This is a genomic window from Paenisporosarcina sp. P4_B8 (genome assembly GCF_056402175.1).
In genome coordinates, this window is the sequence record NZ_JBFUHX010000013.1 from 77,114 (window position 1) to 95,628 (window position 18,515).

Annotated in this window: 13 protein-coding genes and 1 pseudogene; 11 read left to right on the forward strand and 3 right to left on the reverse strand. The window is 39.1% G+C overall.

The features are described 5' to 3' along the window. Positions 1 to 11 precede the first annotated feature (11 nt). The 3 genes from AC1DSK_RS12965 (at position 12) to AC1DSK_RS12975 (ending at position 4,759) form a co-directional block, all read left to right on the forward strand. Positions 12 to 323, forward strand: coding sequence for a hypothetical protein (locus AC1DSK_RS12965; RefSeq protein ID WP_477548081.1), 312 nt, complete (start codon positions 12 to 14; stop codon positions 321 to 323). Beyond that, complete coding sequence (locus tag AC1DSK_RS12970) at positions 320 to 3,964, forward strand: multicopper oxidase domain-containing protein (RefSeq protein WP_477548082.1); 3,645 nt, start codon at positions 320 to 322, stop codon at positions 3,962 to 3,964. The genes AC1DSK_RS12965 and AC1DSK_RS12970 overlap by 4 nt, the downstream gene beginning before the upstream one ends. 72 nt (positions 3,965 to 4,036) lie before the next feature. Further along, positions 4,037 to 4,759: a hypothetical protein gene (locus AC1DSK_RS12975; RefSeq protein ID WP_477548083.1), complete on the forward strand. Its 723-nt coding sequence runs from the start codon at positions 4,037 to 4,039 to the stop codon at positions 4,757 to 4,759. A gap of 85 nt (positions 4,760 to 4,844) precedes the next feature. On the opposite strand, the gene AC1DSK_RS12980 is transcribed toward AC1DSK_RS12975, so the two are convergent. After that, on the reverse strand, positions 4,845 to 5,336 hold the full coding sequence (locus AC1DSK_RS12980) for a hypothetical protein (protein ID WP_477598265.1): 492 nt from the start codon (positions 5,334 to 5,336) through the stop codon (positions 4,845 to 4,847). A gap of 776 nt (positions 5,337 to 6,112) precedes the next feature. Here AC1DSK_RS12980 and AC1DSK_RS12985 point away from each other — a divergent pair. Beyond that, positions 6,113 to 10,252 (forward strand): S8 family serine peptidase, encoded by a 4,140-nt coding sequence (locus AC1DSK_RS12985; protein WP_477548085.1) that lies wholly within the window; start codon positions 6,113 to 6,115, stop codon positions 10,250 to 10,252. A gap of 503 nt (positions 10,253 to 10,755) precedes the next feature. Here AC1DSK_RS12985 and rpsD read toward each other — a convergent pair. Further along, on the reverse strand, positions 10,756 to 11,358 hold the full coding sequence (gene rpsD / locus AC1DSK_RS12990; RefSeq protein WP_016426616.1) for a 30S ribosomal protein S4: 603 nt from the start codon (positions 11,356 to 11,358) through the stop codon (positions 10,756 to 10,758). 341 nt (positions 11,359 to 11,699) lie between these two features. On the opposite strand from rpsD, the gene megL reads away from it, so the two are divergent. The 7 genes from megL (at position 11,700) to AC1DSK_RS13025 (ending at position 18,210) form a co-directional block, all read left to right on the forward strand. Further along, the gene (gene megL, locus AC1DSK_RS12995) at positions 11,700 to 12,917 is read left to right on the forward strand and encodes a methionine gamma-lyase (RefSeq protein WP_477548086.1); all 1,218 of its coding nucleotides are present in this window, start codon (positions 11,700 to 11,702) and stop codon (positions 12,915 to 12,917) included. 328 nt (positions 12,918 to 13,245) lie between these two features. Continuing rightward, positions 13,246 to 13,443 (forward strand): hypothetical protein, encoded by a 198-nt coding sequence (locus AC1DSK_RS13000; protein WP_477548087.1) that lies wholly within the window; start codon positions 13,246 to 13,248, stop codon positions 13,441 to 13,443. A gap of 147 nt (positions 13,444 to 13,590) precedes the next feature. Continuing rightward, on the forward strand, positions 13,591 to 13,941 hold the full coding sequence (locus tag AC1DSK_RS13005; protein ID WP_477548088.1) for a hypothetical protein: 351 nt from the start codon (positions 13,591 to 13,593) through the stop codon (positions 13,939 to 13,941). A 36-nt stretch (positions 13,942 to 13,977) separates the two neighbouring features. Further along, positions 13,978 to 14,739, forward strand: a complete 762-nt coding sequence (locus AC1DSK_RS13010; RefSeq protein ID WP_477598267.1) for a hypothetical protein — start codon at positions 13,978 to 13,980, stop codon at positions 14,737 to 14,739. Positions 14,740 to 15,329: 590 nt separating this feature from the next. Beyond that, a complete protein-coding gene (locus AC1DSK_RS13015; RefSeq protein WP_477548090.1) occupies positions 15,330 to 16,526 on the forward strand; it encodes an FAD-dependent monooxygenase in 1,197 nt (398 codons plus the stop codon). 689 nt (positions 16,527 to 17,215) lie between these two features. Next, positions 17,216 to 17,428, forward strand: coding sequence for a cysteine-rich CWC family protein (locus AC1DSK_RS13020; RefSeq protein ID WP_477598269.1), 213 nt, complete (start codon positions 17,216 to 17,218; stop codon positions 17,426 to 17,428). A 272-nt stretch (positions 17,429 to 17,700) separates the two neighbouring features. Continuing rightward, the gene (locus tag AC1DSK_RS13025; protein ID WP_477548092.1) at positions 17,701 to 18,210 is read left to right on the forward strand and encodes a DUF402 domain-containing protein; all 510 of its coding nucleotides are present in this window, start codon (positions 17,701 to 17,703) and stop codon (positions 18,208 to 18,210) included. 208 nt (positions 18,211 to 18,418) lie between these two features. Here AC1DSK_RS13025 and AC1DSK_RS13030 read toward each other — a convergent pair. Further along, positions 18,419 to 18,515 (reverse strand): annotated as a pseudogene (locus AC1DSK_RS13030) (DUF3224 domain-containing protein); the annotation flags it as partial.

Below are 18,515 nucleotides of genomic sequence, written 5' to 3' on the forward strand. Positions count from 1 at the left end.
GAGATTATTAAATGACTAACGAAAAAAGTGAATGCAGGCCGGTTAATGATACAAGAGAGGAAGCTCTTGTATCTTATTTCAAAAAAAATATAGGACGGCGGGCATTCATATTGACTGAAGCCTTTCCATTTATGTTCATAGGCAAGATCAAAGGAATATTGGGAGATATCGTGACATTGTATGTACAAACCACATCCGTACCTGCCTTGGAAGGAAAGGTATGGAACATTCATATCGATTCCATTGATGTGTTCTACATTGAAACAGGCACCGGGGCGAAAATTCCTCATTTAAAAGATCATTCAGATGAGGAACTTGCATGACTAGAAGGTATCATGTAGCAGCAATTCCGATTCGCATTGTTCTGAATTCATTTGGGGACCACAACCCTAATGGGATGATGTACGTCCTGAAAGAAAATGAGCATAAAGTTAAAGACTTGGTCAAAAAAAATCCTTTCGCTCCTGTAGAGCTCGTCCAGCCTCTTGTAATCCGGGCAAATGAAGGCGAAACAATTGAACTGCTTTTTGAAAATAAATTGGATTTCAATACAGGCATGCATTTTCAGCAAGCCGAATATGATGTATGCCAATCGGACGGAGCAAATGTAGGGTTCAATAAAGATACGACGGCTGCCCCAGGTGAATCCATTCTATATCGATTGCATGCGGTTAAAGAAGGAACGTATATCTTTTCTGATCTGGGCAATCCGGCAAGCGGTGAAAATGGTTCCAATTCCAATGGGTTGTTTGGGGCTTTATTGATCCAACCCCGTTTTTCCTGGTGGACGGACCCAGAAACGGGCAAAACCATGAATAGCGGTGTGTATGCTGATGTACATCATCCTTTGCTTCCTTCGTATCGGGAATACGCCTGGATATTCCATGATGAAATGGAGGTCGATGATTTAACGGGAAACCGGCCAATCAATCATCTTACTAATCAGGAGGAGGAATCCTTTCATGGGGCTAACTACCGGTATGAACCGATCAACAGGCGCCAGCAGCTCATTGAAGAAGGCGTTGTAGGACCTAATACGGAAGGTGAAGAAGTCCATCATGACTCATGGGTATTTGGAGATCCATCAACCCCGATTTTGAGGGGATATGTAGGGGATCCTGCAAAATTCCGTGTGATACATGGCGGGGTGAAAGAGACGCACGTCTTTCATTATCATGTACATCAATGGCTGAGTGACCCGCAAGACCTCAACTCGGAAATGCTTGATTCCCAAGCGATCAGTCCTCAATCCCACTACACAGTTGAGCCTCTTTACGGGTTGGGAAGCCTACAAGGCTCCTTTGGTGACGCCATTGTCCATTGCCATCTGTATCCGCATTTCGCAGCCGGAATGTGGGGCATGAACCGGATATTTGATACGCTTCAGGACGGTAGCCAGTGTTATCCGAATGGTGTCCCGATAAAATCTTTACAGCCATTGCCTGACCGTAAAGCCCCGCCGAAGCCTACAAAATTGAAACCGGGGTTCCCGAACTTCATCCCAGGGAAGGTCGGTTACAAAGCGCCGCGTCCACCGCTAGGCATCAAAGGAGGACGGGGATTGACAGAACTGGAACGCAACGCAGCGGTGAAAAATCCAAGGCCAGGGGCTGTATTTGTAAATCCATCTCCTGAAGATGCAATCGTGAAGGAATTCAACGTCTCAGCAATCGAACTGCCTGTAACCTATAATAAACAGGGTTGGCATGATCCGAAAGCCCGGATTTTTGTGTTAGATGAAGACATGGATGATGTATGTTCAGGCAAGAAAGAGCCTGAACCGCTCGTTTTCCATGCAACGGCACATACCAGCATTCGCATTAATTTTACAAACCGATTGCCCCATATTCTTGATGGCGATGCATTCCAGCTGGTGACGAGAGCGTACGAAATCGGTTTCCATATTCACTTTGTGAAATTTGATGTTCTGGTGAACGATGGGGCAAATGTCGGCTGGAACTATGATTCTTCGGTACTGCCGGGTGAAACCATCCAGTATGAATATTATGCTGATATCGAGTTGAAAGCCTGGTTCGTCCACGATCACTTATTTCCAGCCGCCCATCAGCAGCATGGAGTATTCGGATCTGGCGTTGTCCACCCGCGATTTACGGAGATTCTCGATTCGGCTACAGGGGAAGAGGTTGCCCGCGGCGCCCAGGTCACTACTCGGAATCCCTTGATTCCTGATTATCGGGACTTTGTGCTATTCGCACAGGATTTCGCCTTGCTGTTCGATAAAGACGGCAAACCCCTTCAGCCCCCTGGGTTCCCAGGCTCTTTTGATGACCCGGGTTTATTCGGGGTGAACTACAAAAATGAACCGCTTCAATTCCGATTAGGATCTGATTGCGATCCTGCCTATACATTCAGTTCTTATGTGAATGGTGATCCGATTACCCCGATATTGAAAGCCTACGAAGGAGACAGCATTCGGATCAGGCTCCTCCAAGGGTGTCAGGAAGAATCCCATAGCTTCAATGTCCATGGGTTGAGGTGGCTAAAGCAGCGAAAGAATTTGAATTCAAATGTCGAAGAGCAGCAGCATATTGGAATATCCGAATCGTTTACCATGGAAACTTTTATTCCCCGAGCGGGAGATTATTTCTGGGCATTTGAAACGGAAGAAGATCTATGGAATGGGCTTTGGGGATTGATTAGGGCATTTGATGAAAGAGTGCCGGATCTTATCCCTTTATCTGACCGTCCAGCCCCTTTAAAGCGTTCAAGGCCACTCCCTGAATGTACGGGGAAAAAGCCTCCTAAAGCAGATGACCCTACTAAAGTTCCAGTCAAAAAAGGTCCAATCCGCTATTTCGATATCGTAGCTTTCCAAGTGCCACTTATCTATAACAGTTTTGAAGATCACGATCCTCATGGGATCATTTTTGCACTGCGCCAAGATATGGATGCTATTTTAAAAGGAAAGAAAAATCCGGAACCGCTGGTCATTCGTGGAAACGTTGGAGATACAATTGAAATTGCTCTCACTAGCCTTTTGAAACTGGATCTATTCCCATTCAAGGATGGCATCTACCCCTATCCGGAAGTAAAGGAGCAGGCTTTCTATCCGCCATCTTTGAGAATCTCTATGCACCCTCAATTGATCCAGTATGATGTGAAAACATCTGCAGGGGAAACAGTTGGTTTCAATGGAGACCAAACGGTAGGGCCAGGTGAAAGCAGGAAATATCGCTGGTATGTTGACGCCCCAATGGGTGCATGCGGCATGTGGGATATGGCGGATATCCGCAACCATAAGTCCCACGGCGCATTCGGCGCATTTATTGCCGAACCAAGGGGAACAGAGCATTTAGATCCCTATACGCTGAAGCCGGTCAAAACCGGAGCGAATGTGGTTCTACGTAACCCATTCCTTCCAAGCATAAGGGAATTCGTCATCATCATGCATGACGGCGTAAGGCTGCTTGATAAAAAAGAACAGGTAATAGTCGATCCTCTTGCGGGGATGATTTTGCCACCTCCGGACATTGATGAAGACGAAGTCGATACGTATGACCAAGGTTCCAGAGGATTCAACTATCGAAGTGAACGTTTGGTCAACCGCTACCGCAAACATCCAGTGCTGCAAGACTTATTCAGTTCGTGTGTTTTCGGGGACCCAGCTACGCCATTGTTTGAAAGCTACTTAGGAGACCCGGTTACAATTCGATTGGTGACGCCAGCAGAAAGGCGCAGGACGCATACGTTCCATATTCATGGACATCGCTTTCGATTTGAAGTGAAAAATTTGAATTCGCGTACGGAATCATTTGCAGGATTGAACGTAGCGGGAGCAGCACGCAATTTGGAATTGCTCGGCGGCGCTGGTGCTTATATGGGATTCCCAGGGGATTATATGTACCGTGCAGGAAATATACTCTGGGACATAGAGCAGGGTATGTGGGGGATAATGAGAATTCACAAGGGGATTCAAGAACACTTACCTCCATTAGAGAAATAGACCGAACAGAAGAGAAGAATAATTTCTTCTCTTTTTTCTACATAGAATTACTTTCGGGAAGGGGGTGAGAAAATGAAAAAAGAAAACCATAAGGAAATATCTTCTGATGAAAAGGTACAAAAAAAGTTTGATAAAGAAAGTTATTTCTATATACCCGTACAATGCTGTCCCGATCGGTACCCATCCCCAAATCTTCCTTCCCCTACGAGCTGCCTTCCGAAAGAAGATTTGGAAAGAGTACTTGAAAAGATAAGGGCTGCAAATGAATTGCTTCTTGATCTGGCTCTGGGCGAGGAGCGGCTGCCAGATGAAACTTATCAGAAAGTTTTTGACGGTTTAATTGGACTGCGAGTTGAGATTACCGCCCTATCAGGAGAAACCTGCGAGGGGAAAGTCTCCCTGTCAGGCTATGATTTTGTTGTGCTTCGCAATGAAGAAAAGGTATTCATCTACCCATATAGTCAAATCGATATAGTTAAGCCTTTTGGGCGTTTTGCGGATCCTTACGATGACCCTGAACTAAGGGAAATCGATCCTTGCTTTCGCCGGGAATTGACCTTTAACTTCGGGGATGTCGTTTCTTCTTCGCCAGAATTAATCCATCTGTTTTTCAGGATGAGGCTGAACATCTATTTACTTGTATATGAAGAAAAACATATACAAGTACAAATTGATGGCCAAACAATTGAAGGACAAATGAAAAAAGTAGATAAAGAATCAATCAGTCTAGAAGTGGCTGAACAACTGACAACCATTTCAATAGATAAAATCAAATTGTTTACCTTAAACAATTAAACAAAAAAAGTCAGCTTTTTGAAGGAAACCTTCATAATAGCTGACTTATTTTTTAACTGGTGAGGTACTTGATAGAACTCTTTATTCAATCTTTAGATATAGCTGTTTCAACGGTTACGATCCTATCAATGGAAAAAATCAGTGTTCTGCCTTTAATATGCTCCCTATTTTCATGAAGCTCCGATTTTTCTTCAAAATCTTCTTGAGTTAATTCTTCCTCTTCCATATCTTCTTCAACTGGTTCTCCGTCAACTAACGGCAGAAGCAATTCAACAAAATTGGACCCTACATAAATGATTTTTCCAAACGCTGAATGGCCATTCTCCAGTTCTATATTGACGTTGAACCAAAGAAGTTGATACAAGCGGTAATTTAGGCCCTCAGTCAAGCCTGCTAATCGAATACTGAAATCATCATCACACAAATCCCTGCGGCAACGATTTCGACAGCAATTGCATCCAATTCCATACCCACATCCACAACTTGAAGGACAGCATGGCCAGTAGGAGCAATTTCTGAAGTCTAAATCAAAATCGCGGGTATAGCACCCGCAGTCCGTGTCTTTATGCTTTTCCAAAATAACACAACCTCCTTTCATTTTATTATTGATATATGAAATTTTTTACATTAGTTTTGGTCTGGAACCTATAAAGATAGAAAGTAAATTCTTAAACCAATAGATTTTACTATTAGTGTTTTGGAAATGAACGAATTTATGGATAGGGGAGGTCGAAGATGTAATTTCGACCACTCTTTGCTATTGAACAATAAAGTTTTCGTGAGGGGAAGGTTAGTTCAAGAAGGCAAGGATATTTGGAATGACATCGAAATAGTTAATATAAGTGGAATTTTTGGCTACTCTTTAATAGGGGTAATAATAATACTAAATCATTTAATAGACTTCACACCAAATCGGATCATTTAATTTATATGAATTTAGTATTGGCGCATAATATTGATAGAATATATGCTCTAACTTATGATAACGGTCAGCTTTCTTTCTTTGATGTGTTTATAAACCAATATTACGAGCATTTATCTCAACATTTAAAAGAAGACTATATGAATTATTTCTTGAACATAATTATATAAATTCCCCCAATTTAATCCTTTTACTAAAATGAAAATTCGACAATATTTGTTACATTCTCCTGAAAAAAAGCAAAAAATTCTTTGTTAATAGCACTTTAATACAATTTTTTTATTAAATTTACCAAATTAAAGATTAAGTATCATGTGATTTCCCCCAATTTACACTCTTTAATGATGCATTTACATTTAAATTGTATGGATTATCATGCGAGGGGTAAAAGATTTTATCATAATATTTTAATGGGGGAGAGGTAAAAGAGAATGAAAAAGAAGTTTATTAAAAAAGCGGCAATGCTTGCATTGGGGATAGGTTTGCTTTCTAGCAGTCTATCAAACACAAATCTTAATTTACCATCTCAAGTACATGCTGAGGGGACTCTATTACCACTTTTTCAAAGTGGATCTGTATCTAGTACAAAGGCTGAACAAATCTTGGCTTCGCTGACCAAAGAGCAGCGGGACGCAATGACTAAGCTTCAAGCCACGGAAAACTATGGGGTGCAAGGATTTGATGAAGAAGAATTAAAGAGTGATAATGAAATCTCTGTTATTGTCGAGTTTAAGTCCAAGCCTGAGAAAGTTGAGGTACTTGAGGCTACTATTAAAGGAAAGAAACTGACACCAGAACAAGCGAAAAACAAGATTGACCATGAGCACGCTACTTTTGAAGATGATTTAAAGAGAATTTTTCCATCCAATCTGGAAAAAAGCAGTGAAAAATCTTATAAAATAACGCGTTCCTTTAAGACAGCCTACAACGGGGTTTCTATGAAACTACCCTCGAACGAAGTAGAGTCGCTACTTCAATCAGATGCTGTAAAAGCTGTTTATAAAAGTGTTACATTTACTATCGATCCGCCAATCCAATCAGATTCTAGTGAAGAAGAAGAATCTACTAAAAGAATAGAGAGTATTCCTTTTCTAGGCGTAGACAAGTTACATAAAGAGGGTGTTACAGGAAAAGGAGTGAAGGTCGGAGTCATTGACACAGGTATCGATTATCACCATCCTGATTTAAAAGATGCTTTTAAGGGTGGATATGATTTTGTAGATAACGATCTTGATCCAATGGAAACCTCATACGACGATTGGAAAAAGTCTGGACTTCCAGAGACTAGTGAAGGTGGTTCACCATATTATACGAATCATGGTACGCATGTTTCAGGTACGATTGCAGGGCGAGCAAAAAATACGAGCGGTGTAGCTGTAAAAGGAATTGCACCTGAAGCTGAAGTTTATGGATATCGTGTTTTAGGGCCATATGGAACGGGTGGACTGGAAGATATTCTAGCGGGTATAGAAAAAGCAGTTAGAGATGGCATGGATGTTATCAATTTATCATTAGGGATCAACATCAATGATCCGCAGTATCCTACAAGTACAGCTATCAATTATGCGGTTTTAAATGGTGTGACCGCGGTTGTTTCGGCTGGTAACTCTGGACCTTATTCGTATACTCTTGGCTCTCCGGGAGCGGCTGCTTTAGCATTGACGGTTGGAGCAAGCAGTGCACCGATTCCGGTAGCGCAATATACTGGAGTAGTATCTGGTTCTACGACAGAGTTTCTTTTAAGCAATCTATACAGTGATTTAGTGACCGATTTGAGTGTTTTTAACAATCATCAATATGAGGTCATTGATTTAGGGGTCGGTTTGGAATCCGATTACGTTGGAAAGGATGTCGCTGGAAAGATTGTTTTCGTGAGTACCGGCGGTATTGGGACTCAAACTAAGACCGTTTATGCCAAGAATCACGGTGCAGCTGCCATCATCGCATATCACAATATCCCAAATAGCGGGACAAACCCTTTCGTAAGAGAGGATCAAAATTTCATTCCTGCTTTTTCCATTAGCTATGAGCAAGGATTGGAGTTAAAAGCACAATTAGCTACAGGCAATACGAAATTGACTTTTAAAAATTTTAAAGAAGAATATACAGAAGGTGATAAGCTTGCTTGGTTCAGCTCTCGCGGGCCATCACGCAAAAATTACGATATGAAGCCAGAAATCACCGCCCCAGGTGTGAACGTTTTATCAAGCGTTCCAGCTTATTCGGTTTATCAAAATGATCCATCTAATTATCAATACGCTTATAACCGCATGTCTGGTACATCAATGGCCGCACCTCATGTAACAGGAATTTCTGCTTTATTACTACAGGCAAATCCTGATCTCGAGCCAAGTGATATTAAAACGATTTTGATGAATACAGCTAAACCATTAGCGGACAAATATAGTGTATTTGATGTAGGCGCAGGTCGTGTAGATCCATATCGTGCCGTCCATACAGGAATGGAGCTTCGAGTTCAAGATGAAACTCCAATTCGCTTCAATGAAGAAAACATTGCAATACAAGACGAGACAGGCGGACTTAGTTTCGGTAATCATTATGCAAACGAAGAAACATTTATTAAAAAGACTGTAAATATTACAAATTTCGAAAAAAACATGAAAAAGTTTGATGTGGATGTCCAATTTCAAACAGATGTAAACGGATCACTCGATGCTAGTTCTAATAAGGTGATATTAGATATTCCAAAGGTTATTCCAGTCCAATCTTTTAAAACAAAAAAAGTGCCTGTTACAATAACAGTTCCAGCGACTGCCAAGGCGGGCATTTATGAAGGATATCTTATCATTTCAAACCAAGACGACAAAAACGAACAATATCGGATTCCGTTTAGCGTTCGAACAACTGAAGAAGGAATTGAATCTACTTCCCTTTCTTCAAATGCAATTTCACCTTACCATTTACAAGTGAGCCCAATTAGTGCTTCTACTTGGTATGAAAGATTGAATTTCAGATTAAAATCTCCTATGAAATGGCTGGATTTAGTTTTGGTAGATGGAAAAACCGGAAATGATATTGGTTTTATAGAGACGATTTATACAGATGATTTGTATGATAGTACGAATTATTATGTTGAAAGGATATTTAATGGTAAATACTATGCGTTTACTGGAAATCCAGAAAAGCCAATCTCCGCTCAACAGAGTTATGTAAAACCTGGATATTACCAGATTAAAGTTATTGGTACAAGTGAACGTGATCATATTTTTACGATGAATAATGATATATATGTTGACCCTAACAGCCCAACGATGACAACAACTTTAGATGGAAATGAATCACCTGTCTATGAATATCAGCCGGGACAAAAAACAGTTCCTCTTCAAATTAAAGTTACAGATGAAGAAGTGGAAAAGATGGTGGCATCCGGAATGAATGTCGATCAGTCTATCAACTCTCTCAAGTATTCTATTAATGGAAGCTCTAAGCCTGTCCTTCCTGTCGGAATAGACGGAATGGTAAATTTTGACTTTCCGATAAATGAAACCAACCCATTCAATCGCTTTACATTAAATGGACAAGATGGCGCGAAAAATCCGACTCCAAAGAAAAATTACTACTTTGTTAAAGCGGGTACACCGTACGGATATATGAAGACTGACAAAACAAACGTAAAAATGGGAGAAACGGTATCTGCTACCCTCATTTTAAATAACGTAGATAAGTTAAAAACCGCAGAGTGGACTCTTACTAACATCGGCCAAAGCTTTGAGATTGTAGATGTAAAGGCGAATGATGCACTTGCGAATTACGGTGCATCCATAGTGAATGTTGAAACGACAGGCAACACTTCAAAAGTGAAGCTGACTATGGATGGAACAAAAACGGTGAGCGGAAATATTCCTGCAATCAATCTAACATTAAAAGTGAAGGATACAGCATTTGCAGTAAGTGCAGCCGTAAATCCGACCGTTGCTTATACGAATGATCTGGATAATCGTATTTCCGTCTCTTCTGCGGGAATGGAATGGCAACTACAGTCAACCTTCTCGGATGTAACTGGCACATTAAGAGGATCTGCCGTGCCATTAAAAGATTGGACAAAACTTGGTGCATCTATTCGATTAATCGATGCGAACGGCACTGTGTTTGATGGCACATCGACAATTGGTAAAACTGGAGATTACCGCATTTCTAAACTTCCAATTACTGACAAACTATTCACTTGGGAAATGAAATTGCCAGGACATTTTATGATGAAACGACAAATTCAAATTGGGGTAGAGAAGAATGGAATCATTTTGGGACAGTTTCTTCAATACTATAGTGGTATGGGAGCAGTCTTTCATGAGTATGCTGTTGCTGGCGATGTGAATCAAGATAATGTGATTGATATCCAGGATGCACTAGCCATCCAACAGGCTTGGAATACAAATAACAGAGCTGCGGATATTAACTTTAACGGAATTGTGGATGCAAATGATATGTATTGGGTTGAAAGAAACTATCTAAAACAAAACCAAGAAGCTGACAATCCACCGGTACCTATCCAACAAGTTGACGGAAAGACACTGCAAGATATTTTAAAAGAATTGCAAATCTCAGCTTAGCATTTAAATTCTCTAATAATCAAAATGTGTGTGTCTCATGCTGGTTTAAGTAAGACACAATTACCTTTATATAACGAAAAAGACGCTATTCTTTCTGAAATAATTGGAAAGAATAGCGTTTTTATATTTTACGCACATTACAAAAAAGAAACAACTTCCTTTGTGGCCAATGCGTATAAGACCAATAATCATCTAATAACTAGTCTAATAGGTACAGATGCCCAATGTTGTATTAATCTAAATTATAGGAATTCTTCCATAACAGACAACTGAAGTTAGCCGGAAGTATGCAAGTTTTTATTCAAGCTTGTTTATTTTCGGTTTTTTTCTTTTTAAATTATGAAGGGGAGGTTAGGGAGACAATGAAACTTCCCCCAAAAAGCCCCCCGATTTTTTGGGGGAGAATACAAAATTCTACTAACCAGAGTAAAAAAAAACCCTAGAACCTTTGATATATCAAGGTTTCTAGGGTTTTTATAATCGCTATTTACTACTCGTTTTAATTAACGAGAGTAGAACTCAACGATTAATGATTCGTTGATTTCAGCTGATAATTCGCTACGCTCTGGAAGGCGAACAAATTGACCAACTTTTTTGTCTGCATCGAAAGATAAGTATTCTGGAACGAAGTTGTTTACTTCCATAGACTCATTAACGATATCAAGGTTTTGAGATTTTTCACGAAGTGAAATCTCTTGACCTGCTTTAAGACGGAATGAAGGAATATCAACGCGTTTTCCATCAACCATTACGTGGCCATGGTTAACTAATTGACGAGCTCCACGACGAGTGCGTGCAAGACCTAAACGGTAAACTACGTTATCAAGGCGAGTTTCAAGAAGAATCATGAAGTTTTCACCAGATTTACCAGGCATTTTAGCAGCTTTATCAAAAAGTGTACGGAATTGACGTTCGTTTACACCATACATGTGACGAAGCTTTTGCTTCTCTTGTAATTGTAAACCGTATTCCGAGATTTTTTTGCGTTGGTTAGGACCGTGTTGTCCTGGTGCGTAAGGGCGTTTTTCTAATTCTTTACCTGTGCCGCTTAGTGATAAACCAAGACGACGAGACAGTTTCCATGCTGGACCTGTATAACGAGCCATGAGAGACTCCTCCTTTAAGTGGTTTTATTTTGTTGTAAAATAAGACCAGATGTATCAATCAAACTGTCATTTTATTTTCATGTATCCTCGCCCTCGCAGCCAAGGGTTACACGATACCCCATCCAAAAAGTTTGGAGGAATAAAATGAAACGAATAAGACCATACAACTGCTGCTTTTATTTTACACATCCTCCATTGTATCGATTTCCTATACTTATGTCAAGATGTTACCTTGACAATTTAATGATTCGATTAGGGTAGTTGACCTTTTCAAAAAAGATGGAATCGAGTAGGATAGGTATGAATGGGATGAAAGCGTTTACATAAAAGGGGTGCTTATTATGGAAAATAAAAAGATGAAAAAAGAAACGGCAGTCGTTCATAAAGGATTTGACACTTCAATTCATCACGACAGTTTGTCCGTACCTTTATATCAAACATCTACATTTGCTTTTTCAACGGCGGAACAAGGAGAAAAACGTTTTGCTGGTGAAGAAGAGGGCAATATCTATTCACGGTTAGGAAATCCAACTGTAAGAGTTTTGGAAGAGCGCATGGCTGAACTTGAGAATGGACAAAGCGCATTGGCATTTGGGTCCGGGATGGCGGCTGTCAGTGCAGTGTTAATTCATGTTACGAAAACAGAGGATCATATCCTTTGTTCGAGAGGGATATATGGTTGTACGTTTGGGTTACTTGAAATGATGAATGAAAAATATAACATTTCGCATAGTTTCAGTTCGATGTCGAGTGAACAGGAAATTGAAGCGGCGATTCGTCCCGAAACGGTTTGTTTATATGTTGAGACACCAATCAATCCAACAATGGAAATTGTGGATTTGGAACTGGTTGGGAGAGTCGCTCGAAAACATGGATTGAAAGTAATTGTGGATAATACATTTTCATCGCCTTATTTACAAAATCCTATCGATTTCGGTGCGGACTATGTGTTGCATAGTGCAACCAAATACATCAATGGTCACGGGGATGTGATTGCAGGATTGTTGGTTGGAAAAGATGCTGAGGATATGATGAATCTTCGTATGACGGTCCAAAAAGACGTTGGTGGAATTATCTCACCGTTTGATGCTTGGCTGATCATCAGAGGATTAAAAACGCTTCATGTTCGAATGGATCGCCATTCAGACAATGCATCGAAACTGTTGTCATTCTTTAAATCTTCACCAATTGTGAATGAGATTTATTATCCATTTGATCCAGACCACCCACAATACGAAATTGCTAAGAAGCAAATGAAAGCCGGTAGTGGTTTGATTTCATTTACAATTCACGGTGGGAAAGAAGTTGCTCAATATTTAATGAATTCACTTAAGCTTATCAAAATTGCTGTAAGTTTGGGAGACGCGGAAACATTGATTCAGCACCCGGCAACCATGACTCACTCAGTCATTCCTGAAATGGAACGTGAAAAAATGGGAATCACTCATTCCTTACTGCGTTTGTCTGTTGGACTTGAGCATTCAGATGATTTAATAGAAGATTTACAACAGGCATTTGCAAAAGTGGAGTCCCACTTTGCTCAATCGCTTCAAAAATAAAGGCTCTGTTAAACGTTGATGTTGTATAGTGTATCTTTGCGCTAGCCACATGTTCGCATGAGCCAATAAAAATGGCGAGGTGATTTATCATTAACCCGTTCAGTTTGCAGGTACAAAATTTTAAATAACTCGGCAAATAGCGTCATATTAACATACAAATTAGCATTGCTTTTAGCATTGCTTTTTTCTTGCTCAATTTTAATAATAAAAGGATTTTTATCAAATATATGGTAATGTTTAAATAGATAAATTGATTAAGCCGGGTCTCTTGTTATTCAACTTACGGGGCAGTTAATTGAATAACTTTAAAAGTGAATGGAGGGTCACTATGAAAAGAAATACCAAATTCGCACTATCTGTTTCATTAATAATTTTAATAGGTTTTCCAGTTCTTTTTTTCTTCATATCATTGTTTACAGGGAATTGGAACTATCTTATGTGGAGCATTCCGCCTTCCTTTACAGCAGGGCTTACTGGTTTGATAATAACTCTTCAACAGTTAAAAAAAGAGGGAAAAAGTGCGTAATGTTGCACTTTTCAAATAACGGTGAGTGGTTTCTAACGGGTCTTTACTTCAAGAAGGAGTAAAGCCTTTTTCTTATTGAACTAACGGGGCAGGTTAGTTGAATAAGAATCCTAATTAAGAGATAAACGTAAAATAATAGGGGGAAATATGAAACATTTAATTAAAATGTTTGTAGTTATAATTTTTATTTTACTATTGGCAGGTTGTACTGGTGTTCCAGGTGAAGAAACACCAGCTTATTTAACTAAAAAACAAGTGTTGAAGGAAAATCCTGAAGCAGACTATTTTGAACTCAATGATAAAGTTTATGTAAGGGGAATTGGTTGGATAGAGGAAGTAGAATTGACAAAAGATGAGATAATTGGGGAAATTGAAGAAGGTATGGCAAGTGATTTACCTCTGGGAACTAAAATTTTCGCACCAAAAGAAAGAAGAGATATTCTCATAGTAGAAAATAACGGAATAGAAATAAGATATTTACTTCAACTGGGAGAGTAATCCAAAAGTACTTCAACCAACAGGGCAGGTGATGAAATGGACGATTTTGAACGTATGTTAGAAGAAATGCAACAAAGAACAGTGGATGAGATGAAAAAATCAAGCATTCAAATAGACAAAGATAAATTAAACTCCTTCAAAGATATAATTTCAGATTTAGTAAGCTTTGGAAATGAGTATGCCGATAACATGCCTCAATCACAGGCTTCAATAAAACAGGAAATTATTAAAGTTGAATATAAAAAGGGTGGGGAGACCATACACAGAGGATTTTATTGTCCAAGTCTAGTAAAAGATTTAATCGTTGGCAATCTTAAAAGAGGTAAACTTCTTAAGAAAAAACCTGAGTTTGGAAAGTTTTCTTATGAATACGGGTTTGATAAAGATAACAGGCTGGTAAGGGTTAAAGGCGTAAATGAGTTTACTACCCCAGAGAGCCAGTTTGGGGAAGAATATTTAGTTTATAACAATGAGATTGTTTATGGTGTAGAGTTTGATCATATGGGTGAAATAAATGGGGTATCCCGGAGTACTTATGAAAACGGGAATATCATTACATATGCAGATTGTTCTTGTTTTTTGGGATTACAAGAGCACTCATTCCTTTACTATGAAGAATATCTGTATGAAAACAATATACTTTCAGAGGTAAACACTTTTGATGTAACACCACAAATTGATTTGTACACAGAACAAAGATACAAAGTGGAAATCGGTGAAGACGGTAAAATAGTTACCTTAATAGGGGGCTTCATTTCAAATGGAATTTGGGAACAGGATGTATACAACGTTAATTAAAAGGAAAAAATATCCACTAAAGAGCTGCTCTTTTTTCTCATCAACTAATGCAGAAATCTTTATTGATCGTAGAAAAAACCTCAGGAAAAATTTTAAAGCTTATTGAACTTACGGGACAGGGTAGTTTAACAAAGTAAAACATAGAATAATACATTAGAGAGCCATAATTTGGGGAGGAACTAATAAATGATCGTTTCATTTTTGTATTTAGGTTGGTTCTTAATCCCTGTATTGTCCATTGTGTTTTGTCTTAATCTCGTTACTATAATGAAAAAAGTGAAAAATGAGCAAGATACATCTAAAAACACGATTTGGCTCACAATATCATTTCTTTTCATTATGTGGACTATAGCTATTTTAGCTTCCGTCAATATAATCTAGTGGTAGTTGAGTTAAGTTATTGTCATTCATTGAGCTGCTAAGACAGCTCTTTTTTTCTTATTGAACTAACGGGTCGGGTTAGTTGAACATTAGTCTCAGCTTTTAAAATTAAATTCCTATTATTTTATTGTCCTAAATAAGTGAAATCATCCATAAATATACTGTGGATATGTTAAGACTTTAATTAGGATAGGAGTGAATAGGCAATTATGAAACAAACGATGCGCGTTCTTATTTCTGGTGCTAGCATTGCCGGTCCGGCACTCGCTTACTGGCTTCATCGTTATGGATTCGACGTGACTGTAATAGAACGTGCTCCAGCATTGCGCGCGGGTGGTTTCGGGGTTGATATCCGTGGTGCAGCCATTTCCGTGCTTAAGGGGATGGGTATACTTGATCAAGTTCGTGCAGCTGACACGAACATGACTGGTGTTTACTTTGTGAACAGCAAGTGCAAGATCCAAGGTCAAATAAGCGAAGCAAGTATGGGGAACCAGCATGGTCTGGACATCGAAGTCATGCGAGACGATCTAAGTAACATTTTGTACGATTTAACCAAGGATACTGTTGATTACATTTGGGGCGATTCGATTACCGCTATAAATGAGACTGAAGCTGGTGCAGAAGTTCAATTTATTCATGGCAAGCCACAGACATTTGACTTTGTCATCGGTGCAGACGGGCTTCATTCTAATGTTCGCACCTTAACTTTTGGAGATGAAGCACAGTTTAAACGGACGCTTGGCTGTTATATCTCGATTTTCACTCTCGAGAATTACCTCAACCTCGACCACCGCCAACTGTTATATACGATACCAGGCAAAACTGTAGGTATGTATAGCGCTCGTGACAATACCGAAGCAAGGGGTATGTTCTTGTTCCAATCAGAGGCATTGAAGCACGACCGCAATGATACAGAATCTCAAAAGAAACTAGTAGAAAATGCCTTCTTAGGCGATTCAGGTTGGGAAACCTCGCATCTACTCAAAACCATGAAAGATGCGACAGACTTTTATTTTGACGAGGTTTGCCAGATTCACATGCCGACATGGTCAAAAGGGCGGATTACATTGGTAGGCGATGCGGCGTATGGTCCATCTCCTCTATCAGGTCAAGGATCTAGCCTGGCGCTTGTCGGGGCTTATGTATTAGCTGGTGAACTTAAAGCTGCAGATGGCGATTTCGCCCGTGCATTTGTAGCCTACGAACAAAAAATGAGAAAGTTTGTTGAGAAAAATCAAAAAATAGGACTAATGGCTGCCGGGAGTATGATTGAAAAATCAAACTTCAAAATCTTTCTACGCAATTTAATGTTGCACATACCCCCGATTATGATCGTACAATTTAAGATGATTTCAAAAATGATAGCCAAAGCTGCTAACGGGATCGAGCTGAAAGATTATTGATATGGATTTATTGGTTGGAGGGTTACTACCAACAAGTGACACGATCAAAAAAGGCTGTCTATTTTCAGTAACCATATAAAATCCGAACAAATTCTGTTTAGCCAGCTAAGCGCAAACATGCCCTTAAGCCCTTTAAAAATATTTTTAGTCTTCCGCAAGCCGGAGCGATGCTTTAGCAGGGATCGCTTTCTTTATTGAGTTAAACAATGAACGGCAGCGGCTGCTCTTTTTCTTTTGAACTTATAGGTAAGCAGAAGTTGATTAATTTTCTCCCGCAAGAGAAGTTGGCTAAAGAATCAAGCATTGCCAGCGAAGTAGCACAATAAGAAAAAATTGTCCGATTGAACGGACGATTTTTTTATTTAACATTATGTAAGTTGGATTATATACAAATGTGAATCCAGTTGCCTTTAAAGGGCAGCTTTCTTTATGGATTAATGTCGAATACTTCCCAATCCGGGTGTTATGTCTACTAGGAGTGCATGTCGTTCATCGATAGAATAGATATGTTAATAATCGCATTTCTTATTCAACTAACGGGTGCTTTAGTTGAAGATCATCGGGCTTATTATTCAGCCCTTTTTCTTATTGAACTAACGGGGCAGGTTAGTTGAACAAAAAGGTGAGAATTCATCTCTCTTTTATGTCGAATTTGATTCATATTGTGAAAGAATGAGGAGGGGTTATAATTGGCTAATAAATATTGTCCTATATGTGGAGAGGAAAACGAATGTATGACAGGAAGAGTAGAACACGGTAACTGCTGGTGTGATACAGAAGGCGTATTTCCTATTGGAATCTTTGAGTTAGTTCCTGCAGAGAGTATAAGGAAGAATTGTATATGTAAAAAATGTGTAAATAAATATAGGGACGAAGCGAAAATAAAGAAAAATATGTTGTGAACAATACGAAGAATTTATGCAATATAAGAAAATGTGCTTGTTTAACTAAACGGTAGCTTTAGTTGAAGAACCGGCTGCCTTTTGCAGGGCAGTCTTTTTTTATGAACCTAGGATGTATACGTGATACAATCCAGTTGAGTAAGTGAATCGAGCTTTAACGGGACGGATCATTTAGTTTCTTGTTCTACTAACGGGGCAGGTTAGTTGAATAAGGGAATTACGAATAATAAAGCGAAATATATAGGATAAAACACATTGTAAGGATGAGTGTATTGAGTAATATTGTGAAAATTAAAGCCCTTAAGTTCCCTGATGTTCTTCACTATGAATGGGAAGGCGAACTGATTCGTCACACCTCTGATTATTTATTAGTCCTATGCAAACCGGGTTGCAAATTGATTCATCATACCAAAAATAAGATTTTTACTATCGATAATACCTCTCTAGAGTATTTTTCTTTGAAAGAGTGGTTCACAGCTGCAATAGAAGTTGAAGATGGAAAAGTTGTATCTACTTATTGTAATGTGGCAAAACCTTCTTTATTTAATAACGGACAAATAAGTTTTGTTGACCTAGATTTAGATTTTATTCAGGAAAAGAATAATGACTGGAAAGTAGTAGATGAGGATGAATTTGAATCAAATAGTATTAAATATGGGTATTCAAAAGACTTGAAGAGGGAAACAGTAGAAGCGCTGGAAAGATTAAAGGAAGAAGTGAGGCGGGGAAACTTTCCTTTCAACAATGAAGTGGCATCTCAACATAATTCCAAAATTTATTAGGTTAACGGAGTGACGGGGCATTGCTTTTTTGCACGAGATAGATAGTGAAAAATTGTACTTAAACTAACGGGTGCTTTACTTCAATAAGAGTAAAGCCTTTTTTCTTATTGAACTAACGAAGCAGGTTAGTTCAATAAGCTCGTTCGACGAAAAGGACATTCCTGGTATTACAGGGGATGCCCTTTTTACTAAACTATAGGGTATTTTGCTAGAATTCAAAGTCTAGAATCATTTTACTGGTTTGACCTGCAAACTTATAATTATAGGACCCTTGCAGGCTTTCTAAGTCACCGGTGGCTTTGATG

Bases quoted from the DNA above. Each gene is read 5' to 3' on its own strand.
- AC1DSK_RS12965 (WP_477548081.1), top strand. From the start codon at position 12: ATGACTAACGAAAAAAGTGAATGCAGGCCGGTTAATGATACAAGAGAG.
- AC1DSK_RS13015 (WP_477548090.1), top strand. From the start codon at position 15,330: ATGAAACAAACGATGCGCGTTCTTATTTCTGGTGCTAGCATTGCCGGT.
- AC1DSK_RS12975 (WP_477548083.1), top strand. From the start codon at position 4,037: ATGAAAAAAGAAAACCATAAGGAAATATCTTCTGATGAAAAGGTACAA.
- AC1DSK_RS12985 (WP_477548085.1), top strand. From the start codon at position 6,113: ATGAAAAAGAAGTTTATTAAAAAAGCGGCAATGCTTGCATTGGGGATA.
- AC1DSK_RS12970 (WP_477548082.1), top strand. From the start codon at position 320: ATGACTAGAAGGTATCATGTAGCAGCAATTCCGATTCGCATTGTTCTG.
- rpsD (WP_016426616.1), bottom strand. From the start codon at position 11,358: ATGGCTCGTTATACAGGTCCAGCATGGAAACTGTCTCGTCGTCTTGGT.
- AC1DSK_RS13005 (WP_477548088.1), top strand. From the start codon at position 13,591: ATGAAACATTTAATTAAAATGTTTGTAGTTATAATTTTTATTTTACTA.
- AC1DSK_RS13010 (WP_477598267.1), top strand. From the start codon at position 13,978: ATGGACGATTTTGAACGTATGTTAGAAGAAATGCAACAAAGAACAGTG.
- megL (WP_477548086.1), top strand. From the start codon at position 11,700: ATGGAAAATAAAAAGATGAAAAAAGAAACGGCAGTCGTTCATAAAGGA.
- AC1DSK_RS13000 (WP_477548087.1), top strand. From the start codon at position 13,246: ATGAAAAGAAATACCAAATTCGCACTATCTGTTTCATTAATAATTTTA.